Origin of the sequence: Micromonospora sp. RHAY321 (assembly GCF_023896955.1) — a bacterium.
Lineage (GTDB): Bacteria > Actinomycetota > Actinomycetes > Mycobacteriales > Micromonosporaceae > Micromonospora.
In genome coordinates this window covers 27916-51839 of sequence record NZ_JAMHIW010000018.1, presented here as the reverse complement: position 1 = coordinate 51839, position 23924 = coordinate 27916, and the positions used below count along the sequence as shown (strand labels likewise).

The 23924-nt window shown below is 72.4% G+C and carries 20 protein-coding genes; 16 read left to right on the top strand and 4 right to left on the bottom strand.

All coding sequences use genetic code 11. From position 1 onward, the window contains the following. The first annotated feature begins 3 nt into the window (after positions 1-3). Both M8C17_RS27065 and M8C17_RS27060 read left to right on the top strand, forming a co-directional pair. Positions 4-258 carry a Smr/MutS family protein gene (locus M8C17_RS27065; protein ID WP_007465523.1) on the top strand — a complete coding sequence of 85 codons (255 nt, stop codon included), beginning with the start codon at positions 4-6 and terminating at the stop codon, positions 256-258. Between the two features lie 19 nt (positions 259-277). Then, complete coding sequence (locus M8C17_RS27060; protein WP_252419380.1) at positions 278-1219, top strand: threonine/serine dehydratase; 942 nt, start codon at positions 278-280, stop codon at positions 1217-1219. Positions 1220-1291: 72 nt separating this feature from the next. On the opposite strand, the gene M8C17_RS27055 is transcribed toward M8C17_RS27060, so the two are convergent. Further along, a complete protein-coding gene (locus M8C17_RS27055) occupies positions 1292-3712 on the bottom strand; it encodes a M28 family peptidase (RefSeq protein ID WP_374559306.1) in 2421 nt (806 codons plus the stop codon). 244 nt (positions 3713-3956) lie between these two features. On the opposite strand from M8C17_RS27055, the gene M8C17_RS27050 reads away from it, so the two are divergent. From M8C17_RS27050 to M8C17_RS27020, 7 genes are all read left to right on the top strand, one after another. Beyond that, positions 3957-5201 carry a PP2C family protein-serine/threonine phosphatase gene (locus M8C17_RS27050; protein ID WP_252419379.1) on the top strand — a complete coding sequence of 415 codons (1245 nt, stop codon included), beginning with the start codon at positions 3957-3959 and terminating at the stop codon, positions 5199-5201. Continuing rightward, entirely contained in the window at positions 5198-6934 is a 1737-nt protein-coding gene (locus M8C17_RS27045) for a CHASE3 domain-containing protein (RefSeq protein WP_252419378.1), read from the top strand. The genes M8C17_RS27050 and M8C17_RS27045 overlap by 4 nt, the downstream gene beginning before the upstream one ends. After that, positions 6931-7383, top strand: a complete 453-nt coding sequence (locus M8C17_RS27040) for a response regulator (RefSeq protein WP_088950306.1) — start codon at positions 6931-6933, stop codon at positions 7381-7383. The genes M8C17_RS27045 and M8C17_RS27040 overlap by 4 nt, the downstream gene beginning before the upstream one ends. Next, a complete protein-coding gene (locus M8C17_RS27035) occupies positions 7376-8185 on the top strand; it encodes an inositol monophosphatase family protein (protein WP_252419377.1) in 810 nt (269 codons plus the stop codon). The genes M8C17_RS27040 and M8C17_RS27035 overlap by 8 nt, the downstream gene beginning before the upstream one ends. A gap of 235 nt (positions 8186-8420) precedes the next feature. Further along, positions 8421-9395 (top strand): coiled-coil domain-containing protein, encoded by a 975-nt coding sequence (locus M8C17_RS27030; RefSeq protein WP_374559346.1) that lies wholly within the window; start codon positions 8421-8423, stop codon positions 9393-9395. A gap of 36 nt (positions 9396-9431) precedes the next feature. Beyond that, positions 9432-10994 carry a fused MFS/spermidine synthase gene (locus M8C17_RS27025; protein WP_252419375.1) on the top strand — a complete coding sequence of 521 codons (1563 nt, stop codon included), beginning with the start codon at positions 9432-9434 and terminating at the stop codon, positions 10992-10994. Positions 10995-11064: 70 nt separating this feature from the next. Further along, positions 11065-12714, top strand: coding sequence for a serine/threonine-protein kinase (locus M8C17_RS27020; RefSeq protein WP_252419374.1), 1650 nt, complete (start codon positions 11065-11067; stop codon positions 12712-12714). Positions 12715-12761: 47 nt separating this feature from the next. Here the strand turns inward: M8C17_RS27020 and M8C17_RS27015 are convergent, their stop codons facing one another. Then, positions 12762-13430, bottom strand: a complete 669-nt coding sequence (locus tag M8C17_RS27015) for an NAD-binding protein (RefSeq protein WP_252419373.1) — start codon at positions 13428-13430, stop codon at positions 12762-12764. A gap of 17 nt (positions 13431-13447) precedes the next feature. Next, positions 13448-14782, bottom strand: coding sequence for a TrkH family potassium uptake protein (locus M8C17_RS27010; RefSeq protein WP_252419372.1), 1335 nt, complete (start codon positions 14780-14782; stop codon positions 13448-13450). A gap of 139 nt (positions 14783-14921) precedes the next feature. On the opposite strand from M8C17_RS27010, the gene M8C17_RS27005 reads away from it, so the two are divergent. The 6 genes from M8C17_RS27005 (at position 14922) to M8C17_RS26980 (ending at position 21219) form a co-directional block, all read left to right on the top strand. Beyond that, positions 14922-16043 carry a glycerophosphodiester phosphodiesterase gene (locus M8C17_RS27005; RefSeq protein WP_252419438.1) on the top strand — a complete coding sequence of 374 codons (1122 nt, stop codon included), beginning with the start codon at positions 14922-14924 and terminating at the stop codon, positions 16041-16043. Between the two features lie 446 nt (positions 16044-16489). Continuing rightward, complete coding sequence (locus M8C17_RS27000; protein ID WP_252419371.1) at positions 16490-17689, top strand: substrate-binding domain-containing protein; 1200 nt, start codon at positions 16490-16492, stop codon at positions 17687-17689. A gap of 3 nt (positions 17690-17692) precedes the next feature. Further along, entirely contained in the window at positions 17693-18436 is a 744-nt protein-coding gene (locus tag M8C17_RS26995) for an ABC transporter ATP-binding protein (RefSeq protein ID WP_252419370.1), read from the top strand. A gap of 55 nt (positions 18437-18491) precedes the next feature. Further along, the gene (locus tag M8C17_RS26990; RefSeq protein WP_252419369.1) at positions 18492-19220 is read left to right on the top strand and encodes an ABC transporter ATP-binding protein; all 729 of its coding nucleotides are present in this window, start codon (positions 18492-18494) and stop codon (positions 19218-19220) included. Further along, positions 19220-20110, top strand: a complete 891-nt coding sequence (locus M8C17_RS26985; RefSeq protein WP_252419368.1) for a branched-chain amino acid ABC transporter permease — start codon at positions 19220-19222, stop codon at positions 20108-20110. The genes M8C17_RS26990 and M8C17_RS26985 overlap by 1 nt, the downstream gene beginning before the upstream one ends. Next, on the top strand, positions 20107-21219 hold the full coding sequence (locus tag M8C17_RS26980) for a branched-chain amino acid ABC transporter permease (RefSeq protein WP_252419367.1): 1113 nt from the start codon (positions 20107-20109) through the stop codon (positions 21217-21219). The genes M8C17_RS26985 and M8C17_RS26980 overlap by 4 nt, the downstream gene beginning before the upstream one ends. 82 nt (positions 21220-21301) lie before the next feature. Here M8C17_RS26980 and M8C17_RS26975 read toward each other — a convergent pair whose 3' ends face one another. Beyond that, positions 21302-22111 (bottom strand): hypothetical protein, encoded by an 810-nt coding sequence (locus M8C17_RS26975; protein ID WP_252419366.1) that lies wholly within the window; start codon positions 22109-22111, stop codon positions 21302-21304. Between the two features lie 143 nt (positions 22112-22254). Between M8C17_RS26975 and M8C17_RS26970 the strand changes: the two genes are divergently transcribed. Then, a complete protein-coding gene (locus M8C17_RS26970; RefSeq protein WP_252419365.1) occupies positions 22255-23892 on the top strand; it encodes a BTAD domain-containing putative transcriptional regulator in 1638 nt (545 codons plus the stop codon). The last annotated feature ends 32 nt before the right edge of the window (positions 23893-23924 follow it).

Here is a 23924-nt window from a genome sequence, read left to right as displayed (position 1 = left end):
GGCATGAAGCTCAAGCTGGACCTGCACGAGATCTTCAACAAGGGCCAGGACATCGACCGCGCGTTGCGCGGGATCATGGACGAGGCGGTGGCGAAGAAGGCCACCCTCGTGGAGATCATCCCTGGTAAGGGGTCGGGCCAGCTCAAGAAGCGGGTGCTGCGGTTCCTCGATCAGAAGGACGTCAAGCAGCTCTATCACCGGGTGGAGAAGGACTCCAAGAACTTCGGCCGCCTCTTCGTGCACTTTCGCTGGAAGTAGAGGGTGTCTGGTGTCTCCCATGGTGGACAGAAGCGACGTCGAGGCGGCTGCGGCTCTGGTCGGGGGGCGGGTCCGGGAGACGCCGGTGCTCACCGTCGACGGCGCCGATCTGGGCGTGCCGGGGCAGCTCAGCCTCAAACTGGAGTTGCACCAGCACACCGGCTCGTTCAAGCCGCGCGGCGCGTTCAACCGGATGTTGCGGGGCCCGCTGCCCCCGGCAGGGGTGATCGCCGCGTCCGGCGGCAACCACGGCCTCGCCGTCGCGTACGCGGCCCGCTCGCTGGGCGTGCCGGCGGAGGTCTTCGTGCCGGTGACCTCCTCGCCGGTGAAGGTGCAGCGGCTGGCGGGGCTGGGCGCCCAGGTGCGGCAGGTGGGCCAGCACTACGCCGAGGCGTTGGCGGCGAGCACCCAGCGGGCAGAGGAGACCGGGGCGCTGGTCGTGCACGCGTACGACCAGCCGGAGGTGGTGGCCGGTCAGGGCACCGTCGGCCGGGAGCTGGAACGGCAGCTGGACGGGATCGACACCGTGCTGGTGGCGGTCGGCGGCGGCGGGCTGGTGTCCGGCATCGCCACCTGGTTCGACGGGTCGGTACGCGTCGTCGCCGTCGAGCCCGAGCAGATCCCCACCCTGCACTCCGCCCTCAAGGCCGGCCGGCCGGTCGACATCGAGGTGGGCGGCATCGCCACCGACTCGTTGGGCGCCCGCCGGATCGGCGAGATCGCCTTCGACACCGCCCGCCGGACGGGGGTGGTCTCCGTGCTGGTCCGGGACGAGGACCTGTTGCGGGCGCGCCGCCTGCTCTGGTCGGAGCTGCGGGTCGCCGCCGAGCTGGGTGGCGCCGCGGCGCTGGCCGCGCTGGTCGGCGGCGCGTACGTGCCGCAGCCGGGGGAGCGGGTGGCCGTGATCGTCTGTGGCGGCAACACCGACCCGAGCGACCTGGGCCCGGCCGCCCCGCACTGACCGTGCCCGCTCGGTACGCACAGCCGGTGGTCCGCCGGAGAAATGACTCCTTCGGACCACCGGCTCCGTCCGTCAGAGGGGATAGGTGCGGGCGACCGCCAGCATCTCGGAGCTGTGTGACCCGACGATGCCGACGGCCGGCGGCCGGGGGCGGAAGCCGGGCAGCGCGTCGAGCCCGTCGCTGGCGTCCATCGCCCGCAGCGCCACCTGCCCGCCGATCGGCCGCAGGGTCAGCGTGACCTCGATGCCCTCGGCCGGCGGGGCGTGGAAGACGAGCCCGAAGCCCCACCTGCCCGCGCGGGGCTCCACCGGCACCGACCGGCCGGCCACCTCGGCCCGCAGCACGGTGGCGGTCGACGTGTCGACGTGCAGGGTGGCGAGCCGGGCCACCCGCTGCGGGGTGAGCCGCAGCCGCAGGGTGCGCTCGCCACCGGCGGCGCTGTCGGCCAGCACCTCCAGCTTCGGCGCCGGCAGGCTCGCCGGCTGTGCCGGCCCGGCACGCAGCTCACCGTCGCCGAGCCCGGGGAAGTCGTCGCCGACGTCGGTCACCCCGTCCACGTAGCCGTCCGTCCACGGCTGCGGATCGGTCTCGTGGCTCAGCCAGCGGGCCTGGCCGGTGCCCGCGTCCATGGCGTACATCAGGTGGGTGGGCGCGGGGTGGGCGGCGTCGAACCGGTCCACGGCCAGCCCGACACCGGCGAGCACCACCGCCGCCAGAGCGGCGGCCCCGGCCGGGAGCACCGCGAGCCGCCGGGCCCGCAGCGCCCGCATTCCGCGCTGGCCGCCGGCCTGCGGGTGCAGCAGGTCGACCACCGGTAGCGCGGCCAGGCCGAGCAGCACGGCGACCAGCGCGGCCACGCCGCCCATGGCCATGCCCAGCGCGGGGAAGAGCAGCACCACGGTCGGCAGCAGGATGACCACGCCGACCGCGCCGGCCACGGTCACGGCCACCACCGGCCACGGCCCGGTCTGCCGGGTGCGCAGCGCGACCAGCCCGCCGAGGGCGCCGGCCAGCGCCGGCAGGGTGGTGAGGTACGCCCCGCCGGGCACCGCCACGGCGAGCAGCACCCCGAGCAGGGCCAGCCAGGCCAGCCCGCCGACGGCGAGCGCGGCCGGCCCGATCCGGCGACGGGTCAACGCGTACCAGGTGAGCAGGATGGCGGCGGCGAGGGCCAGCACGGCCAGGCGGTACCAGGTCGGCCGGTACGGGTCGAGCAGTTCGGCGTACCCCGGCCGGATCGCGGTGATCGCCATCCAGAGCAGTTGCGCGGCGAGCGGCGCGGCAACGATCGGCACCAGGGCCAGTCCGAAGCCGGCGGCCAGCCGGCCGGTGCTGGCCCGACCCCGGCGACGGGTCAGCCAGCCCAGCGCGGCCACCGCGAACACCGCGAGCAGGGCCAGCGGCAGGGTGAGCCAGCCGGGGTAGCGGACCAGCCCGCCGGGCACCGGAAAGTAGGTGGCGTCGTGCCCGGAGCGCAGGTCGCCCAGGTCGGTGCGGCCGAACTCCCGGGCCAGGCCCAGCGCGTTGTCCCCGTGCTGCTGGAGGCTGCCCCGGTCCATCGCCGCCGGGGTGTCCAGCGGTGTGTGGTAGATCGCGCCACCGTCGATGTACGCCGAGTTCAGCCCGACGAACCTCTGGTCCAGGAACGCGGTGAAGTCGGTGTCGTTGGGCAGCGCGCGGTAGATCTCCACCGCGAAGGAGGTGCCGACCGGGTGCGGGGCGGCGCGGCCGAAGACGTCCACCAGCTTCGCGTTGTTCCGGGACGTCTCGAACATGATCACCGGGCCGGTGGAGCCGCGCGCCTCCAGGTTGAGCACCACCCCGCCGTCGTTGGCCAGGGGGTGGCTGGCGGCGAACGCGGAGGCGCCGCAGAGGCACGCCTCCTCGGCGTCGGTCAGCACGAAGACGATGTCGTTGCGCGGCCGCGGGCCGGCGGCCAGCGCCCGGGCCACCTCCAGGATCGCGGAGGTGCCGGCCGCGTCGTCGTTGCCGCCCGGCCCGGTCTGCACCGAGTCGTAGTGGGCGGCCAGGAAGACCCGTCCCGTCGGGGCGGTGCCGGGCAGCCGGGCCACCACGTTGCGTACCCGGGCCAGGGTCGCCCCGCCCGCCGCTCCGCTGAGCTGACCGGCCTCCGGGGCGACCGTGTCCTGCACCTCGGTCTCCAGGCCCAGTCCGCGCAGCCGCTGCTCAAGGTGTGCGCGGACCTGGTCGTTGGCCGAGCTCCCGGCGACGTGCGTCCGGGCCGCGATGACCTGGACGTCGGCGTACGCCCGTCCGGCGCTGAACTCGTCCGCGGGTGCGTCCGCCGACACCGGCGCCGGGGTGCGCAGGTCGAGCAGGCTGCCGGCGCCGACGGCGACCAGCGCGACGAGGGCGGCAGCCGCAGCCGCGAGGCGCCGGCGGGGCCGGGTCAGCGCGCGGTCGGCGAGGGGTACGTCCGGACCCGGCCGGGCCGGCCTGCCCGTCGTGACGGGGGTGGGGGGTGCGCCCACGGGAACTCCTCGGGGGGTGGTGGGGCCTGGGGTGGCACCATCCTGCCCTCCGGCGGCTCCGGGCGGGACGGCCGGACGTCCGAGCGTCGACCGCCGCCCGGTTTGTCCTTCCGCGGGCAGTGATCCGGCCCATCCCCGGCCGCGCCGAGGCCGTCGTGTTGTGCGCGACCGTTGTCTAATACAGGATCAGCAGGGCACTCGGAAGGAGCCCGACATCACCAGCGATCTCCCGCGTCTCGCGGCGGTGACCCGGCCGCACCGGGGACCCGGCCTGGCCGGTTCCTCCGTCGTGCCGTACCCGCACGGCGGTCTGTCGCGGCACGCCAACCTGCCGCCGGGCGAACGGTTGCGGGTGCTGCTGGTGGAGGACGACGAGGGCGACGCCTTCCTGGTCGGTGAGCTGCTCGCCGAGACCAACTCGATGATCGACCTGCAGGTCGCCACCAGCCTGAGCGAGGCGCGGCGGCGGATCACCAACGTCGACTGCGTCCTGCTCGACCTGGGTCTGCCGGACGCGCAGGGGCTGGACGGGCTGCGCCAGGTGCTGGAGATGTCCAGCGGCGCGGCGGTCTGCGTGCTGACCGGCCGTTCGGACGAGCACCTGGGCATCGTGGCCGTCGCCGAGGGCGCTCAGGACTACCTGGTCAAGGGTCAGGTGGACGGGGTTCTGCTGACCCGGGCGCTGCGCTACGCGGTGGAGCGCAAGCGCGCCGACGAGAACGCCCGCCGGCTGCGCGAGGTCGAGTTGCGCCAGGCCGAGTCGGCTCGGCTCGAACGCGGTCTGCTGCCCCAGCCGCTGATGACGACCGACGAGGTGGCGGTGCACACCTTCTACCGGCCGGGTCGGCACGCCGCCCTGATCGGCGGGGATTTCTTCGACGTGGTGCAGACCCGTCCGGACCGTCTCGACCTGATCGTGGGGGACGTCTGCGGGCACGGCGTGGACGAGGCCGCGCTCGGCGTGGAGCTACGGGTGGCCTGGCGGGCCCTGGTGCTCGCCGGGGTGCCGGACGACGAGGTGCTGCCCGCGCTGGAGCAGGTGCTGATGAGCGAGCGCCGACTCCAGGAGATCTTCGCGACGGTGGCCACGACCCGACTGGACCTGGACGCCAACCGGGCCACCGTCCGACTCGCCGGGCATCCGCCGCCGCTGCTGCTCTCCGGTGGCCGGGTCGTCCCGGTGCCCGCGCCCGGCGGCCGGCTGCTGGGCGTACGACCCCGCCGGCCGACCGCCTACGACCTGGAGTTCGACACCCATGACTGGTCCCTGCTGATGTACACCGACGGCCTGATCGAGGGGCGGGTGGGCACGAGCGACGAGCGGCTCGACGTGCCGGGCCTCAGTGGGTTGCTCGACGAGCCGGCGAACCGCCAGGTGTCACTGCCCGAGCTGCCGGCCTGGCTGGTCGGCCGGGCGGAGCAGATCAACGGCGGCCCCCTCGCCGACGACGTGGCCATGCTGCTGGTGACCCGGGGCGGTGGCCGGTGACGCCGGTGGTCGGCGGCTGGAGTCTGCGCCGCCGGGTCATCACGCTGCTCACCGTCGTGGGCGTGCTGCTGATCGGCCTGGCCGGCGCCGAGGCGGCGATGGCCGCCCGCAACCGCACCCAGATCGACGCCATCCTGAACAAGACCGGCCCGCTGCGGGTGCAGGCGCAGGAACTGCTCAACGCGGTGCTCGACCAGGAGACCGGGGTCCGCGGGTACGCGGTCAGTGGCGACCCGGCCGACCTGGACCCGTACCGGGCGGGGCTCGACCAGGAGAAGAGCACCGTCGCCGCGATGCGGATGCTGCTCGACGACTATCCGCAGATCAGCCAGGAGCTGCAGACCGTCGAGGAGCGCACCGAGCAGTGGCGGCGCAACGTGGCGGAGCCGGTGATCACCATCACCGACCAGCGCGGCACCAGCGCCGGCCAGGCGTTGGTGAACGACCAGGCCAGGCGGCAGTTCGACCAGGTCCGGTCGGCGGTCGACGACCTCCAACAGGAGATCCTGGCCGCCCGGGAACAGTCCGCCGACGATGTGCGCAACAGCAGCAACGTGCTGGTCGTGCTCCTGATCGTCGCGGCGCTGGTGGTGGTCGTCGCCGGCGCGGTGCTGCTGCTCTCCCTGGACCGGATGGTGGTCCGGCCGCTCATCGGGCTGGCCGATCAGGTCCGCGAGGTCGCCGAGGGCGACTACCAGCACGGCATCTCCACCACCGGCCCACCGGAGTTCATCCGGCTCGGCGAGGACGTGGACGCGATGCGCCAGAAGATCGCGTCCGACCTGGCCGAGGTGCGGGAGGCCCGCGAGCGCATCGAGTGGGTCAACACCCAGCTCCAGAAGCAGGCCGAGGAGCTGACCCGGTCCAACCGCGACCTGGAGCAGTTCGCGTACGTGGCCTCGCACGACCTCCAGGAGCCGCTGCGCAAGGTGGCCAGCTTCTGCCAGCTGCTGCAGCGCCGCTACGCCGGGCAGCTCGACGAGCGGGCCGACCAGTACATCGCCTTCGCGGTGGACGGCGCGCAGCGGATGCAACGGCTGATCAACGACCTGCTCGCGTTCTCCCGCATCGGCCGTCTCACCACCGGCTTCGTCGAGGTCGACCTCAACAAGGTGATGGGCGACGTGGCCGCGCAGACCGAGGCCGCCCGGCAGTACGCCGACGCCGAGCTGACCTGGGGCGAGCTGCCGGTGATCCAGGGCGAGGAGCCGCTGCTCACCAACCTGCTGGCCAACCTGGTCAGCAACTCGGTCAAGTTCCGCCGCCCGGACGTACCGCCGAAGGTGCACATCTCGGCGCGGCTGGTCGGGGCCGAGTGGGAGATCAGCTGCCAGGACAACGGCATCGGGATCGAGCCGGAGTTCGCCGACAAGATCTTCGTGATCTTCCAGCGGCTGCACTCGAAGGACGCGTACCCGGGCACCGGCATCGGACTGGCCATCGCCAAGAAGATCGTGGAATACCACGGTGGCCGGGTCTGGGTGGACACCGACGTGCCGGAGGGCACCACGATCCGGTTCACCCTCCCGGCGCAGCGCGAGGACGTCGAGGCGTCCGCTGCGGGCGCGGAGTCGCCGGAGGAGCCTCAGCCGTCCGTGGCGGGTGACGCGACCCCCGCGGACGAGGCACCGGCCGCCATGCCGGAGCAGTCCGCCGGGGCGGACCAGCCGGACGAGGCCGACGGAGCTCGCGGAAGCGGTAGAACGGGTGACATGAGGGAGACGGTGGGATGACCGCGCCGGCGGACGGCAAGAGCCCGATCGAGGTCCTGCTCGTCGAGGACGATCCGGGTGACGTGTTGATGACCCAGGAGGCGTTCGAGGAGCACAAGCTGCGCAACCGGCTGACCGTCGTGTCCGACGGGGCCGAGGCGCTCGCCTACCTGCGGCGGGAGGGCCAGTACGCCGACGCCGTGGCGCCCGACCTGATCCTGCTCGACCTCAACCTGCCCCGCCGGGACGGCCGGGAGGTGCTGGAAGAGATCAAGAAGGACGAGGAACTGCGCCGGATCCCGGTGGTGGTGCTCACCACCTCGCAGGCCGACGAGGACATCCTGCGCAGCTACCAGCTGCACGCCAACGCCTACGTGACCAAGCCGGTGGACTTCGAGCGCTTCATCTCCGTGGTCCGCCAGATCGACGAGTTCTTCGTCAGCGTGGTCAAGTTGCCGCCGCGTGGCTGACACCCTGCTCGACGACGTCGGTGACCTCCTTCGGGAGGCCGCCGACCAGGTCGTGCTGCCGCTGTTCCGCAAGCTCGACGACGCGGACGTGTCGGAGAAGGCGCCCGGTGAGGTGGTCACCATCGCCGACCGCCGGGCCGAGGAGCTGATCTCCGCAGGGCTGCGCCGGCTGCGGCCGGGCTCGATGGTGGTCGGCGAGGAGGGCGTCGCCGACGATCCGGGGCTGCTGCGACACCTGCGCGACGGCGGTGACGTCTGGCTGGTCGACCCGGTCGACGGAACCGCCAACTTCGCCGCCGGTCGCCGCCCCTTCGCCCTGATGGTGGCGCTGCTGACCGACGGTCGACCCGCCGCGGGGTGGATCCTCGACCCGCTGGCCGAGACCCTGGCCGCCGGCTGGGCCGACGACGGGACCCTGCTCAACGGCCTGCCGCTGGGCGATCCCGGTACGGTGCCGTCGCTGGGCGAACTGCGCGGCGCGGCCATGACCCGGTTCCTGCCGCCGGAGGCCCGGGACCGGGTTCGCGCCGGCGGCCGGCGGCTCGGCGAGCTGCTGCCCGGCCAGCACTGCGCCGGCCGCGAATACCTGGACATCATCACCGGTGAGCAGCAGTTCACCCTCTTCTGGCGGACCCTGCCGTGGGACCACGCCCCGGGCACCCTGCTGGTGCGCGCGGCCGGTGGTGTCGCCCGCCGGTTCGACGGCGTCGACTACCACCCCGCCGACGAGGGGCGGGGCCTGCTCGTCGCGGCCAACGAGCAGGTCTGGGCAGAGGTGCACGAGGCGCTGCTCGGCTCCTGATCCGCGCACTCCGCGACGGCGGCGGCACGCTGCGTCGACACCCGAGCGGCCGGGCGGTCACGGGGCTGGTCACCTGCGCTCGGTCCGGTATCGTGACCGGCGGTCTCCGCCAGCAGGCCGCCGACCGGCGCCGGCGGAGACGCCGCCGCGCAGTGGTCCACCGGGGGCCGGCGGTCGACGGAAGGACGCTTTCGTGCCCAGGACCAGGCTCAGCCAGCAGCACGCCCGCCGTGTACTGCTCCCTCTGCTCGCCGCCCTCGCGCTGGTGCTCTCCGGCGGCGCGGTGCCCGCGTACGCGGAGCCCGGTGAGGGTGGCACCAAGAAGCTGCAGGACGCGCTGGAACTGACCGCCAAGGGCCACATCGAGGCCAAGGCCAAGCTTGACAACTCCAAGCGCCGGCAGACGGCCCTCACCGGCGAGCTGAAGACCGTCGAAGCCCGCCTGGTGGGGCTCACCGCCCAGGTCGGCGAGGTGGCCGCGCAGTCGTACCGGGCCGGTCGGCTCACCCCGGCGTCGATGCTGCTCAACACCGCCACGCCGCAGGCGTTCCTGCAACGCGCCGCCGACCTCGACCTGATGGCCCAGCGGGACAGCAAGCGGCTGCGCGATCTCACCGACGCCCGGCAGCAGGCCCAGCAGGCCAAGGTCGCCATCGACGCCGAGGTCCGCGAGCAGCAGAAGCAGCTCGCCGTGATGGCGAAGAAGAAGAAGGAAGCCGAGGCGGCGCTCGCCGAGGTCAGCTCGGGCAGCAGCAACGGTTTCAGCGGCGGCAGCTCCGTCTCGGCGAAACCGGCGCCGCGCAACTCCGATGGTTCGTGGCCGTCGGAGTCCTGCTCGGTCAATGACCCGACCACCTCCGGCTGCATCACCCCGCGCACCCTCAACGCGCTCAAGCAGACCCAGGCGGCCGGTTACAAGCGACACGTCTCCTGCCACCGCAGCGGCGGCGGCGGTGAGCACCCGAAGGGGCGGGCCTGCGACTTCGCGGCCGCCACCAACGGCTTCGAGGACCGCAACGCGACCGGCGGCGACAAGGCGTACGGGGACAGCCTGGCCGCCTGGCACGTGCGCAACGCCGACCGGCTGGGTGTGCTCTACGTGATCTGGTACCGGCAGATCTGGCACCCCGGCACCGGCTGGCGCGCGTACAGCGGCAGCGGCAGCCCGGCCGCGAGCCACACGAACCATGTTCATCTCTCGATGTACTGACCCGAAGGGCCAGCTTCGCTGCGTACCATCGCGACGATGAACACCCCACCGTCCGACGTAGCGGCCCCGCCGGCTTCCTCGGCCTCGTCCGTGCCGGTCACCGGCCGGGCGCTGCCGAACGGCCTGGCCGCCTTCCTGGTCTTCTTCTCCAGCGGCGCCGTGCTGGTGCTGGAGACCGTCGCGCTGCGCCTGGTCGGCCCGTACGTCGGGGTGACCCTCCAGGTGACCAGTTCGGTGATCGGCATCGCGCTGGCCGCGATCGCGTACGGGGCGTGGTCCGGTGGCTGGCTGGCCGACCGGCGTGACCCCCGGGGCCTGCTGGCGCCGGCGCTGGTGCTGGCCGGCATCGCCACCGCGATCACCCTGCCCGTGGTCCGCTACGCGGGCGAGGTGCTGCGCGGCGGCGCGGCCAGCGCGATCCTGCTCTTGGTGGCACTGGCCGTGTTCGTGCCGGCGGCGCTGCTGGCGGCGGTCACCCCGCTCGTGGTGAAGCTCCAGCTCGCCGACCTGCGCCGCACCGGTCAGGTGGTCGGCCGGCTGTCCGGGATCGGCACCCTGGGCGGCATCACCGCCACCCTGCTCACCGGCTTCGTGCTGGTCGCCGCGCTGCCCAGCACGGTGATCCTGCTCGCGCTGGCGGTCGCGCTCGGCGTGGCCGGCCTCGGCCTCGGCTGGTACCTGCGCCGGCAGGCGCCCACCGAGCTGCCTGGCCCGGCCCGGGCCAGGGCCGCGCTGGCCGTGCTCGGCCTGGCCGGGGCGGGGCTGACCACCGTGGCGCCGAACCCGTGCGACATCGAGACGGCGTACCACTGCGCCCGGGTGACGTCCGACCCGGCCCGGTCGAGCGGACGGACGCTGCTGCTCAACTCGGCCCAGCACTCGTACGTGGACCTGGCCGACCCGAAATACCTGGAGTACGCGTACACGAAGTGGATCGGCGCGGTCGCCGACGTGGTCGCGCCGGCCGGGCAGCGGCTGGACGCGCTGCACCTGGGCGGCGGCGGGTTCACCGTGCCGCGCTACCTGACGGCCACCCGGCCGGGCACCGACAACGTGGTGTTCGAGATCGACGGTGGGCTGGTCGAGCTGGGCGAGCGGGAGCTGGGCGTACGCCAGGGCCCGGAGCTGCGGGCGGTCGTGGGTGACGCCCGGATGCTGGTCGTGGGCGAGCCGACGGACAGCCGCGACCTGGTGGTCGGCGACGCCTTCGGGCACCTGGTGGTGCCGTGGCACCTCGCCACCCGGGAGATGGCCGCCGAGGTTCGGCGCGTGACCCGCCCGGGTGGGGTGTACGTGCAGAACGTCATCGACTATCCGCCGCTGCGGTTCATCCGTGCCGAACTGGCCACGGTGGCCACCGAGTTCGCGCACCTGGCGCTGATCGCCCCGCCGGAGGCGCTCGCCGAGGAGCAGGGTGCCAACTTCCTCATCGTCGGCTCCGACGCACCGTTGCCACTGGAGGCCATCCGGGCCCGCCTGGACGAGGTCGACAAGCAGGTGAGCCTGCTGTCCGGCCCGGAGCTGACGGACTTCATCGGCGCGGCGCTGGTGCTGACCGACGACTACGCCCCGGTGGACCAGCTTCTCGCGACCGCCTGAACGGGTGAATCCGTGACCGATTCCGATACTTCAGGTGTAGCCGGCCCGCACGTGGGCAACAACGGCCACCATGGGTGGTGGGGACCGGAACAGCGCACAACTCCTCGATGAGCGGTACCGGCTCATCGAGCAGCTCGGTGCCGGCGGCATGTCGGTGGTCTGGCGGGGCTACGACGAGGTGCTCGGCCGTCAGGTCGCGGTGAAGGTGCTGGCATCCCGGCTGGCCAGCGACCGGGCCTTCCGGCACCGGATCCGGATCGAGGCGCAGGCCGCCGCGCGACTCTGCCACCCGAACATCACCAACGTGTACGACTACGGCGAGTCCCAACAGGTCGGCCTGACCGTGCCCTACGTGGTGATGGAGCTGGTCGACGGTGGCTCGCTGGCCAGCCGGCTGGGCCGGGAGGGCCGGCTGCCCTGGCGGGAGGCGGTGACCATCGGCGCGGAGGTCAGCTCCGCGCTGGCCACCGCCCATGCCCGCGGCGTGGTGCACCGCGACGTCACCCCCGGCAACGTGATGCTCACCTCGACCGGGGTCAAGGTCGTCGACTTCGGAATCTCCGCGCTGGTGGGGGAGAGCGAGAAGGGCCCGGACGGCGCGCTGCTGGGCACGCCCGCGTACCTCGCCCCCGAGCGGCTGGACAACGGCCAGGTCTCCCCGGCCACCGACGTGTACGCCGTCGGGCTGCTGCTCTACCGGATGCTCACCGGCCGGCTGCCGTGGCAGGCCAGCACGACCACCGAGATGCTGCGCGCGCACATGTACAACGAACCGGAGCCGATGCCGGAGGTGTCGGGGCTGCCCGACGAGGTGACCGACCTGGTGCGGCGCTGCCTCGCCAAGCAGCCCGGGGACCGGCCGGCCACCGCCGAGCTGGCCCGGACACTCGCCGACGCGGCCGGGATGCTGGCGGCGGTGCCGGTCTCGCCTGCCGGGCCACTGGACCCGGTCGCGCTCGCCAGCGCGGGCACCACGATTCTGCCCTGGTCGGCGGAGACCGACGCGCTGCCGTTGTCGCGTACCCGCAATCGGACCCGGCGGGAGAAGCGGCGCCGGCGGGTGGAGGCCGGCGTGGCCGCCGCCGGCCTGGTCGCGGTCACGGCGGGGATGTGGGCGTTCACCTCGCGCAGCCCGGCCAGTGGCGGGGACCAGTCGCCGACCGAGGCCCGGATGGGTCTGCCGACGGCGGCGCCCTGCGAGGTGGCGTACGCGCTGCGCACGGACTCCGGCACGGACTTCGCCGCCGAGCTGACCCTGACCAACACCGGGGACAGCGAGCTGCGTGACTGGACGATGAGCTTCACCTTTCCCGGTCAGCAGACGGTGACGACGGCGGAACCGACCCAGGTGCACCAGCAGGGGAGCATGGTCCTCGTCCGGCCGGCGGCCCAGCGCGCCACCCTGGCGTCCGGTGCGGCCGAGAAGTTCACCCTGGCCGGGAAGTACAGCGGGGCGAACCCGCTGCCGGTGGAGTTCCGGCTCGGTGACACGGCCTGCGGCGTACGCGTCTCGGGGGTGGCTGGCACGGCTCCGTCCACCGTCGCGCCGAGCAAGGCGCCCACGACGAAGGCGGCCACGACGAAGGCTCCGCCGAAGGCGGCGTCCGGCGGCCGCTCGGGTTCGGGTGGCTCCGGCTCTGGCGGTGACACGACGAAGGCCAAGCCCGAGGTCCCCGGCAAGGGCAAAGGACCGGGTGGTTCGGGAAAAGCGGGAAGGTGACCAAGGGTAAGGGGAAGGGGCACGGCGGCGGCGGGAACTGACGCCGTTCAGCGCTGCCCCGCGAACCGTTGCACCTGGTCGATCCCACCCTCGACGACGAGCACCCCGCCCTGGGCGAGTGCCGTGTTGTCCGAGGCGTACTGAAAGCGCTCGCCCGGCAGCTTGGCACCGATCACCCGGACCCCGTAGCGCTCCTCTGGACGCAGGTCGAGCAGGGTTCGCCCGGCCAGGGAGTCCGGCACCCGGACGGTGGCGATCGCGAAGCTGTCGTCGAACTCGATGAAGTCGAGCAGCCGGCTGACGATCAGGTGTGCCACCCGCTCGCCGGTCTCCGCCTCGGGGAAGATCACGTGGTGCGCGCCGACCGATGACAGGATCTTGGCGTGCTTCTGCGAGGTCGCCCGGGCCCAGATCTGCGGTATGCCCAGCTCGGTCAGCGCCAGCACGGTGAGCACGCTCGCCTCCACCGAGGCGCCGATGGCCACCACCGCCCGCCCGAAGCTGGCGACGCCGAGCTGCCGCAGTGCCCCCTCCTCGGTCGCGTCGGCCTGGACCACCCGGTCGAGCTGTGCCGACCAACGCTGCACCTGTTCCGGGTTGCGGTCGACGGCCAGCACCTCGCGGTCCATCCTGCTCAGCGACCCCGCCAGGTGGCACCCGAACCGGCCCAGCCCGATCACCACGACGCCACGGCCGTCCGCTCGCTTGGCTGACACCCCGGCCCTCCTCTCTGCTAGCCGACAACGGGTTGTTCCTGGGGATAGCGGTAGAGCCGACGCCGGGTGTTCAGGGCGATCGCCGACCCGAGGGTGAGCGGCCCGACCCGGCCGATGAACATCAGCACGGTCAGGGTCAGTTGGCCGCTGGCCGGCAGCGTGCCGGCCAGGCCGATGGTCAGGCCCGTGGTGCTGAAGGCGGAGGTGACCTCGAACAGGGCCGCGACGAAGCGGACCCCCTCGGTGAGCAGCAGCAGGGTCATCGTCCCGGCCGTGACCAGGGCGACGCTGAGCAGCGCCACGGTGATCGCCTGCCGCTGGCTCGCGGTGGCTACCCGGCGGTGCCCCACCGTCACGTCGGGCTCGCCGCGCAACTCCGCCCAGATGGTGAACGCCAGCAGGAAGAACGTGGAGACCTTGATCCCGCCGGCCGTGCTGGCACTGCCGCCGCCGATGAACATCAGCACGATCAGCAGCGGGTAGCTCTCCTCCTGCAGAGCGGCGATGTCCAGCACGCTGAAGCCGCCGGTGCGGCTCAACGCGATCTGGGTGAACGACGCGAGCACCTTGCCCCGGGCGTCGTACGGGCCGATGGTGCCGTCGTTGGTCCACTCCGCAGCGAGCAGACCGGCGAAGCCGATCAGCAGCAGCGCGGCACTGCCCCAGATGGTCAGTTTCGTGGCCACCGCCCACCCCGCCGGCCGGCGCCACTCGCGGGCAGCCTCGAACAGGGCGGGAAACCCGAGCCCGCCGACGATCGCACCGAACGCCAGCGGTAGCGACACCCACGGGTCACGGTCGAAGGCCAGCAGGCCCTCCGAGTAGAGCGCGAAGCCACCGTTGTTGAACGCCTGTACGGCGTGGAAGACGCCCGACCAGAGGGCCCGCCCGGGTGTGTAGTCGTAGACCAGCCAGAGTCGCCCGGCGACCAGCGCGGTCATCACCGCCTCGCAGGCGAAGACGGTCACCGCGATCCGGCTCAGCAGCCGGCCCACGTCACCGATGCCGAACTCCGCCGTCTCGGCCTGCACCAGCAGCCGGTTGCGCAGCCCGAGCTGGCGGGAGACCACGAGGATGACCAGCGCCGCCACGGTGAGGATGCCGAGGCCACCGAGCTGGGTGAGCACCGTGATCACCACCAGTCCGCCGCCGGACCAGTAGTTGGGCGTGTCGGTGACCGCCATGCCGGTGACCGACACCGCCGAGGTGGCCGTGAAGAGCGCGGTGACCAGCGGTGGGCGCTGATGGTCGACGGTCGCCCAGCGCGCCATCAGCAGCCCGGTGCCGAGCAGGATCGGCACCAGGAAACCGAACGGCACCAGCCGCACGGGATTGCGGAGAAACCGGCGCACCAGACAATCTTCCTTTTCCGCTCGGGGTCGGGAGCGGGAACGCGCATTCCGGAGATTCATCTGCCGGCCAGTCATCGACAAACTCCCGGCCAATCGGGGGCGATCTGCTGGAGCCGTGACCCGACGACAGGAGCTGGCGTTGCGACGTACCCTCTCGACCCTCGGCGTGGCCGGCGCGTTGCTCGCCGCCGCCGTGGCCGTACCGACCATGGCCACCGCCGACGCGGCGACCGAGGCGGACCACTCCCGCGCGTCCGAGCGGCCGATCGTCATCGGTCACCGCGGCGCGAGCGGCTACCGGCCCGAGCACACGCTGGAGGCGTACCGGCTGGCGATCCGGATGGGCGCCGACTACATCGAGCCCGACCTGGTCTCCACCTCCGACGGGGTCCTGGTCGCCCGGCACGAGAACGAGATCTCCGGTACGACCGACGTGTCGGCGCACCCGGAGTTCGCCGCCCGCAAGGCGACCAAGACCATCGACGGTGTCGCGGTCACCGGCTGGTTCACCGAGGATTTCACCCTCGCCGAGCTGAAGACGCTGCGGGCCAAGGAGCGGCTGCCGCAGGTGCGGGTCGCGAACACCGCCTTCGACGGTCGCTTCGAGGTGCCCACCCTCCAGGAGGTCATCGACCTGGCCCGAGCCGAGGGGCGGGCACGGGGCCGCACCATCGGCATCTACCCGGAGACCAAGCACCCGAGCTACTTCGCCTCCATCAAGCTGCCGCTGGAGGAGCCGCTGGTCCGGGTACTCCGGCAGAACAGGCTGGACCGTAAGAACTCGCCGGTCTTCGTCCAGTCGTTCGAGACGGCCAACCTGCGCAAGCTCAACCGGATGATCGACGTCAAGCTGGCCCAACTGCTCGACGCGACCGGCCGCCCGTACGACTTCACCGTGGCCGGTGACACCCGCAGCTACCAGGACCTGGCCAAGCCGGCCGGGCTGAAGTGGATCGCCGCGTACGCCGACGGCATCGGGGCGAACAAGAACCTGATCGTGCCCCGGGACGCCGCCGGCGCGCTGCTCGCCCCGACCAGCGTGGTGCGCGACGCGCACCGGGAAGGGCTGCTCGTGCACTCCTGGACGTTCCGCGCGGAGAACCAGTTCCTGCCGGTGGACTTCCGGATCGGTACCGACCCGAACGGACGCGGCGACATCACCGCCGAGTACGAACTCTTCCTCGGCCTGGGCCTGGACGGCGTCTTCACCGACCAACCGGACACCGCCGTCGCCGCCCGCGCCGGCCTCGCCGAAAACTGACCTCGGCCCGGAGCTGATCCGCTCCGAGCCGACCGCCGGGCCGACCACGCCCGGCCCGAGCGCTGGCCCGTCGCCCGTCACCCGGACGACGGGCCAGCGGCACGTCCGGGGCGCCTCGAAGATCGCGCTCGATCCTGGAAGTAGTGGTGTCGCGGTGCGGTCGAGCCCACTACATCCACGATCGAGCACGATCGGGGGCGCGGCAGTGGGGAGGCCCTGGCGAAACGGGGCGGATGGCGCGGGACGACACAGAGACCGCGTGGTCCGTGGGGATTCGAGCCATCGGGGGCGCGGGCTCTCCGGTGGTGGTGCGGCCCGTTGTAACCTCCGGCCACCTCATTCCTGTTACTTGTGTGTTTCCGCCACATAGCTCGTGGGTGACGTCACTTCTAGCGTGAGCCGACACGAAGAAGTTCTCTCCCTCCGAGTCCTCATGTGGAGTCGCAATGACGGTCCGGACGACGCGGCGGGTGTTCCTCTCCGCCGCCACGATGATGGCCGCGGCGTTGGCCGCCACGGCCTGTGGCAGCCCGCAGGACACCGCCACCGGCGGCGGCGACAGCGCCGCACCGGTCAAGGTCGGCCTGGTGTACTCCCAGTCGGGAGCCCTGGCCAGCTACGGCAAGCAGTACATCGAGGGGTTCAAGGCGGGGCTCGACTTCGCCACCCAGGGCACCGGCAAGGTCGGTGACCGGAAGATCGAGCTGACCGAGGTCGACGACGCGGGCGACCCGGCCAAGGCGGTCTCCGCTGCCAAGGACCTGATCGGCAAGGGCACGAAGATCATTGCCGGCTCCACCGCCTCTGGCGTGGCGCTCCAGGTCGCGCCGATCGCGGCGCAGAACAAGGCCCTGTTCATCTCCGGGCCGGCCGCCACCGACGCGGTGACCGGTGCGAACAAGTACACCTTCCGTTCCGGCCGTCAGTCGTACCAGGACGTGGTGACCGCCAAGTCGTTCATCGGCGACCCGGCGGGCAAGAAGGTCGTGGTCTTCGCCCAGGACGGCGCGTTCGGCGACGCCAACGAGGCGGCCGTCAAGACGGTCATCGGCGGCGCGGGCGCCACCGTGAGCAGCGTCCGGGCCCCGGCCAGCGCCACCGAGTTCACCCCGTTCGCCAGCCAGATCAAGACGGCCAAGCCGGATCTGCTCTTCGTCGCCTGGGCCGGCACCACCGCCCCGGCCATGTGGCAGAGCCTCGACCAGCAGGGCGTGCTCTCCTCCACCACGGTCGTCACCGGCCTGGACATCCGCTCCTCCTGGCCGACCTTCGGCGCCGCCGGGACGAAGATCTCCTTCCTGTCGCACTACTTCGACGGTGCCAGCGACACCGAGGCCAGCAAGGCGCTGAAGGCCAAGGTGAGCACCATCGACCTGTTCCACCCGGACGGCTTCGCCGCCGCCCAGATGGTGGTCCGCGCCGTGCAGGAGGGCGGGGACGACGTCGACAAGATGGTGACCGCCCTGGAGGGCTGGAGCTTCGACGGGGTCAAGGGCAAGATGACCATCCGGGCCGCGGACCACGCGCTGCTCCAGCCGATGTTCCAGGCCAAGCTGACCGGCAGCGGCACCGCCTTCACGGCGACCGCGCAGAAGAGCCTCACCGGTGACGAGACCGCGCCGCCGGCCGTGGCCATGAAGGGCTGACCCATGCTCGCCACCCGCGGTCTGACCTGGCGGATCGGTGAGGTCGCCATCGTCGACAACGTCTACCTCGACCTGGCGCCCGGGGAGTTCCTGGGCGTCATCGGGCCGAACGGTGCCGGCAAGACCTCACTGTTCAACCTGATCACCGGCCTGCGCCAGGCCACGGAGGGCCGGATCACCCTGGACGGGCAGGACATCGGAGCGCTCCCGCCGCACCGGCGGGCCCGCCTCGGGCTGGGCCGTACCTTCCAGGCGTCCTCGGTCTTCGGCTCGCTGAGCGTGCGGGAGAACGTCCGGCTCGCCGTGCAGGCGCACCGCGGGGGCTCGATGAAGCTGTGGCGGCGGGCGGCGGCCGACCGGGAGGTGGCCGCCGCCGCCGACACGGCGCTCGACCGGGTCGGTCTCGCCCACCGGGGTACGGCGCTCGCCGGCACCCTGGCCCACGGCGAGAAACGCAAGCTGGAGATCGCCCTGCTGCTCGCCGGTGAACCGCGGGTGATGCTGCTGGACGAACCGATGGCCGGGGTCAGCGCCGAGGACGTGCCGGAGCTGGTCGCCGTCATCAAGTCGCTGACCGGCGACAGCGGCCGGGCGGTGCTGATGGTCGAGCACCACATGGACGTCATCCTGGAGTTGGCCGACCGGATCGCCGTCATGCACCACGGCGCGCTGCTGGCCTGCGACACCCCGGAGACGGTGATGGCCAACCCCACTGTGCAAGAGGCGTATCTGGGGGAGTCCCTGTGAGCGCGAGGAGTGAGCCGGGCTTGCGAGCCCCGCAGTCGCGAACGGAGGCAGCTCGATGACGGAGCCGATCCTCAACGTGGAGGACGTGTCGGTCCGGATCTCCGGGCTGCACATCCTCCAGGGCGTGTCCTTCACGGTCGCACCCACCGGCGTGACCGTCCTGCTCGGCCGCAACGGCGTCGGCAAGACCACGACGCTGCGCGCGATCGTCGGCCTCACCCCGCCCGCCGGGGAGGTGCGCGGCACCATCCGGATGGGTGCGCAGAGTCTGCTGGCCCGCCCCACCCACCGGCTGGTCCGCGGAGGGCTCGGTTACGTGCCCGAGGACCGCTGCGTGTTCGCCGGCCTCACCGTCGCCGAGAACCTGCGGCTCGCCGAGCGGCGCGGCACCGAACCGGCGTACGACAAGGTCTTCGCGCTCTTCCCGGAGCTGGACCGGCGCGGACGGCAACGGGCCGGTTCGCTCTCCGGCGGGCAGCAGCAGATGCTCGCGATCGGGCGGGTGCTGCTCAACGACAACCGGCTGCTGCTGGTCGACGAGCCGACCAAGGGGTTGGCGCCGAAGGTGGTGACCGAGGTGGCCGAGGTGTTGGAACGGGTCGCGGATTCGGTGCCGGTGCTGCTCGTCGAGCAGAACCTGGCGGTCGTACGCCGACTGGCCCGCGACGCGGTGGTGCTGGCCGCCGGCAAGGTGGCCTGGACGGGCGAAGCCCGCGAACTGCTGTTGGAGACCGCGCTGACCAAGTCGCTGCTGGGTGTGGGCTCGGCGGAGGTGTCGCACTGATGGGCACCGTGATTCTGTTGACGTTGACCGGGCTCGGCCTGGCGGCGCTGTACTTCCTGGTCGCGTCCGGCCTGTCCCTGGTCTTCGGCCTGGCCGACGTGCTCAACTTCGCGCACGGGCTGTTCCTCGGCGTGGGCGCGTACGGGACCTGGTGGGCGGCGGGCAACCTGCCGGGCGCCGGCTCCGACGGGTTCGGCTTCGTGCTCGCGGTCGCCTTCGGGGTGGCCGCCGGCACGCTGGTGGCGATCCTGGTCGAGCTGGTGCTGATCCGCCCGCTGTACTCCCGCACCATCGAGCAGGTGCTGGTCACCGTCGGTCTGTCGCTGGCCGGCGTGGCGTTGCTCCAGGCCACGTGGGGTGCGGACGCCCGGCCGTTCCCGCGCCCCGACTGGACCCGGCAGGTGACCGGGATCCTCGGCGCTCAGGTGCCCAACGGCGGCCTGCTGCTCATCATCGCGGCGGTGCTGGTGCTCGGCGCGATCCTGGCGTTTCTGCGCTGGACCCGGTACGGCCTGGTGATCCGGGCCGGTGTGGAGAACCGGGAGATGGTGACGGCGCTCGGCATCGACGTGCGCAAAGCGTTCACGCTGGTCTTCGCGATCGGTGGGGCGGCGGCCGCGCTCGCCGGTGCGCTCGGTGGGGTCTACTTCGGCACCGTCTCGCCCGGCCAGGGCGGCTCGCTGCTGATCTTCGCGTTCATCGTGGTGGTGATCGGCGGCATGGGCTCGGTGGTCGGCTCCGCGTACGCGGCGGTCGTGGTCGGGCTGGTGCAGCAGTTCGTCAACTACTACGGCACGTCCGGGCTGGGCGACATCTGCGTGGTCGGGCTGCTGGCCGTGGTCCTGCTGCTGCGCCCACAGGGCATCGCCGGAAAGGTGGCAACGGCATGACGAACTCCGTGGTCGACGCGCCTCCCGCGCAGGTACCCGCCGAGCTGAGCCCGCAGCGGGGGCGGTGGCACCGGGTCCGCCCGTTCCTGCCGCTGGTCGCGCTGGTCGTGCTGGCGATCCTGCCGTACTCGACGATCTCCCTTCCGGGGATCTTCGAGGGGCCGCTCAACTCGCCCGGCACCCTGCAACTGCTCGCCATCTGCCTGATCTTCGGTGGGCTGGCCGCCGGGTACGACCTGCTCTTCGGGCGGACCGGGATGCTCTCCTTCGGACACGCGCTGTACTTCGCCGCCGGCGTGTACGGCACCGACATCCTGGTCACCCGGGCCGGCCTGCCGCTGTGGCAGGCGGCGCTGCTGACCATCACCGGCGGCACGATCCTCGCCGCGCTGCTCGGCGCGGTGGCGCTGCGGACCGTGGGCATCGCGTTCGCCATGGTCACGCTGGCGTTCGCCCAGGTCGGAGCGATCCTGGTGGCACGCGACTTCGGTGGGCTGACCGGCGGCGAGGAGGGCCTGCCGCTGGACGTGTCCGGCCTGCCCGCCGGGCTGGTCGGGGTGACCAACACCGTCAACCTGTACTGGCTGGCGTTGGCGTACCTGACCGTGGTGGTCTTCGTGGTGCACCGGGTGAGCGGTTCCCCGACCGGTCGGGTGCTCGCCGGGCTGCGTGACGACGAGCGGCGGATCGGTGTGCTCGGGCTGGACCCGTACCGCTACAAGCTGGTGGCGTTCACCCTGGCCGGCGGGTTGGCGTCGGCGGGCGGGGTGGTCTACGTCCTGATCGTCGGCGGCGCGTCGCCGCACATCACGTCGTCCGAGCTGACCCTGTCACTGCTCGTCATGGTGGTGCTCGGCGGGCCGGGCACCCGGTGGGGCCCGGTGCTCGGCGGCGTCCTCTACATGTACCTGGACCACCGCCTCACCGCCTTCGGCACGAGCGATGCGGTGGACAACCTGCCGGCCGTCCTCAGCCACCCGCTGAGCCAGCCGCTGTTCGTCCTGGGCACGGTGTTCATCCTCGCGGTCTACTTCTTCCCCGGCGGCCTGACCAGCCTGGCCCCGCGCCTGTCCCACCTGACCCGCTCCCTCCGCCCCCCACGCCACTGACCCCGGGGTTCCGCGCCCGGGGAGGCGCTGACGACGCAGGGGCGGCGGCCCCCCGTGTGGCCGCCGCCCGCCGCGCCGTGGATCAGCCGTTCAACATCTCGTACGCCATCGCCGGCGCCTTCGTCACGGCGGTGCCGGTCGGCACGGTGATCTTCGGCGTGGTCCCGTAGTCGGCGTAGTTGACGACGTAGTCGTACGCCTTCGCCTTCCCGGCGGCCGGGATCTTCAGCGTCAGCGAGGCCAGGTGCTTGTCCGCACCGACCACCGCGGTGAACGGCACCTGCTTGGCTGCCTCGCCGAGCGCCGCCGCCTCGCCGTCCTCCAACGCCTTCGCCGCTTCCGCGTCGCTCACGTCGATGAACCCGACGTACCGCCCGGGGCTCTGCTCCTCGACCGAGGTGGCCGCCTGAATGAGCGGACCGGCGTTGCCCTGGTCCACGCCGTCGTAGGTCGGCATGGCCGCGCTGTCGGCCAGCTTCGTGCGGTCCAGACTCATCCACTTGTCCGGAAACTTCGGCAGGCCGGGGCGGCCGCTGAACTTCGCCTTCACCCAGTTCTGGTCGTCGATCACCAGGAACGACATCTTCACGACGATGCCGTCGGAGTCGGGCGGCATCGAGGTGTTGAGCTCGAACGCCTTCGCCTCCGGGTCGATCCGGCCGCTGAGCGTGCTGGACGAGTCCTTGCCGCTGAACCGGAACGCCCCCTCGGTGCCATCCGGAACGGCGTCCAGGAGCGCGTCCTTAGGGCTGGGGGTCGGACCGGTCCGGGGTGCCGCGGCTGGGTCGTTCTTCGGTCCGCAACCCCCGAGGAGGGTGGTCGCGGCCAGTACGGCGGCGACCGTGCCGACCATCCGTCGGATGGTGCCGGCGCTGCCCGTTGCCTGTGTCATCGCACTTCTCTTTCTCGCTGCGTGGCCTGTGCCGATGACGATGCTGCGGGCCGGCACGGCGGTATCGCTGCCGATATGCTGCCGTCCGGCTGCCGGGCACTGCCGTCCGGCGACCCTCGGGGGTGTCAGGAGCGGAAACTCGCATGTCAGGAACGCTGCGTTTCGAGATCCTCGGGCCTCAGCGGGCCTGGTACGCCGACCGGGAGATCGATCTCGGCCCCGGCAAGCAGCGCGCGGTGCTGGCCGTGCTGCTGCTCTCCGCCGGCCGTCCGGTGTCCACCGGGCAGATCATCGAGGCGGTCTGGCCCGAGGAGCCGCCCGCGAACGGCCCGAACGTGGTGCAGAAGTACGTGGCCGGGCTGCGCCGGGTGCTGGAGCCGGACCGCTCGCCGCGTACGCCGGGGCAGGTGCTCAGCCTGACCGACGCCGGCTACCTGCTCCGGGTCGGCCCGGAGTCGCTCGACGCCGTCCGCTTCGAGCGGGGCATCCACCGGGCCCCGCAGCAGCGCGCCGAGGGGCGTGCCGCCGACGCGTTGGCCGAGCTGACCACCGCCCTGGGTCTCTGGCACGGCGAACCGTTCACCGGGTTCACCGGGCCGGTCTTCGAGGCCGCCCGGCAGCGGCTGGTGGAGCTGCGGGCCGTGGCGCTGGAGACCCGGGCCGAGCTGACACTGGAGCGTGGGCGGCACCGCGAGCTGGTCGGGGAGCTGAGGGAGCTGGTGGCCGAGTTCCCGGTCCGGGAGCGGCTGCGGCACCAGCTCATGCTCGCGCTCTACCGCAGTGGCCGGCAGGCGGAGGCGCTCGCCGCGTACCGGGAATTCGGCGACCTGCTCCGCGAGGAGTACGGCATCGAGCCGGGCGAGGTGCTCCAGGAACTGCACCGGCGCATGCTCCGCTCCGATCCGACGCTGGCGGTGCCGACGACCCCGGACGATCCCGAGCCGCCCCGGCCCGCGCCCGTCGAGGCCCCCGAACCGGTTCTGCCGACCGCCGTCCCCGTGCCCGCCCTGCCGTTCCTGACCCCGCTACCCGCGCCGCCACCCGCGCCGCCACCCGTGTCCCCCCGACGGCGTCCGAGGCCGCAGCCGCCGCGCTGGGCGAGTAGGACCGTCACCATCGTCGGCACCGCGCTCGTACTGCTCTCCTTCGGCTGCCTGACCTGGCTGGTGATCCTGGCCTACGCGGCCTGGCGGCGAAGCTGGCTTCTCGCCGTCGCCGGCGTCGGCTATCTGGCCCTGGTCACCGTCGAGGTGAACCTTCTCGACGTCGAGAGCGCGGACGAGATATCCGACAACCAGGCGGTGGTCTTCTGCGGCCTGGCCCTGGTCACCTGGCTCGTCGGTGCGGTGCACGTGGTCCTGCTCAGCCGGGGGCTCTGGGCGGCGATCACCGGCGGCCCGGGCAGCGCCCGGGGTCGCGCGGAGGAGGAGCGGCGCATCCGTCGGGAGCACGCCCGCTACCTGCTCTACCACTACCCGGCCGCCCGAGCCGAGCTGCACCTGGGCCGGCCCGACGTGCCCCGGACCTTCGACGACGGCGGCCTGATCGACGTCAACGCGGTCCCGGAGCAGGTGCTCACGGGCCTGCCCGGCCTGACGCCCGAGCAGTGCCGGCAGGTCGTGGTGGACCGGTGGCTGCGCGGTCCGTACGCCTCGATGGAAGAGCTCGCCGCGCGCTGCCTGCTGCCACCGAACGCCACCGAACCCCTCCGCGACCTGTTGCTCTTCCTTCCCCCGGCGCCGTCGCCCCGGCCGGACGAGGCTCGAACGGCCGGATCGTGACCGGAACCTCCCGCGCGAACCGGGGTCTGCGC

Bases quoted from the DNA above. Each gene is read 5' to 3' on its own strand.
- M8C17_RS27040 (WP_088950306.1), top strand. From the start codon at position 6,931: ATGACCGCGCCGGCGGACGGCAAGAGCCCGATCGAGGTCCTGCTCGTC.
- M8C17_RS26995 (WP_252419370.1), top strand. From the start codon at position 17,693: ATGCTCGCCACCCGCGGTCTGACCTGGCGGATCGGTGAGGTCGCCATC.
- M8C17_RS27025 (WP_252419375.1), top strand. From the start codon at position 9,432: ATGAACACCCCACCGTCCGACGTAGCGGCCCCGCCGGCTTCCTCGGCC.
- M8C17_RS27000 (WP_252419371.1), top strand. From the start codon at position 16,490: ATGACGGTCCGGACGACGCGGCGGGTGTTCCTCTCCGCCGCCACGATG.
- M8C17_RS26990 (WP_252419369.1), top strand. From the start codon at position 18,492: ATGACGGAGCCGATCCTCAACGTGGAGGACGTGTCGGTCCGGATCTCC.
- M8C17_RS27020 (WP_252419374.1), top strand. From the start codon at position 11,065: ATGGGTGGTGGGGACCGGAACAGCGCACAACTCCTCGATGAGCGGTAC.
- M8C17_RS27065 (WP_007465523.1), top strand. From the start codon at position 4: ATGAAGCTCAAGCTGGACCTGCACGAGATCTTCAACAAGGGCCAGGAC.
- M8C17_RS27060 (WP_252419380.1), top strand. From the start codon at position 278: ATGGTGGACAGAAGCGACGTCGAGGCGGCTGCGGCTCTGGTCGGGGGG.
- M8C17_RS26970 (WP_252419365.1), top strand. From the start codon at position 22,255: ATGTCAGGAACGCTGCGTTTCGAGATCCTCGGGCCTCAGCGGGCCTGG.
- M8C17_RS26975 (WP_252419366.1), bottom strand. From the start codon at position 22,111: ATGACACAGGCAACGGGCAGCGCCGGCACCATCCGACGGATGGTCGGC.
- M8C17_RS26985 (WP_252419368.1), top strand. From the start codon at position 19,220: ATGGGCACCGTGATTCTGTTGACGTTGACCGGGCTCGGCCTGGCGGCG.
- M8C17_RS26980 (WP_252419367.1), top strand. From the start codon at position 20,107: ATGACGAACTCCGTGGTCGACGCGCCTCCCGCGCAGGTACCCGCCGAG.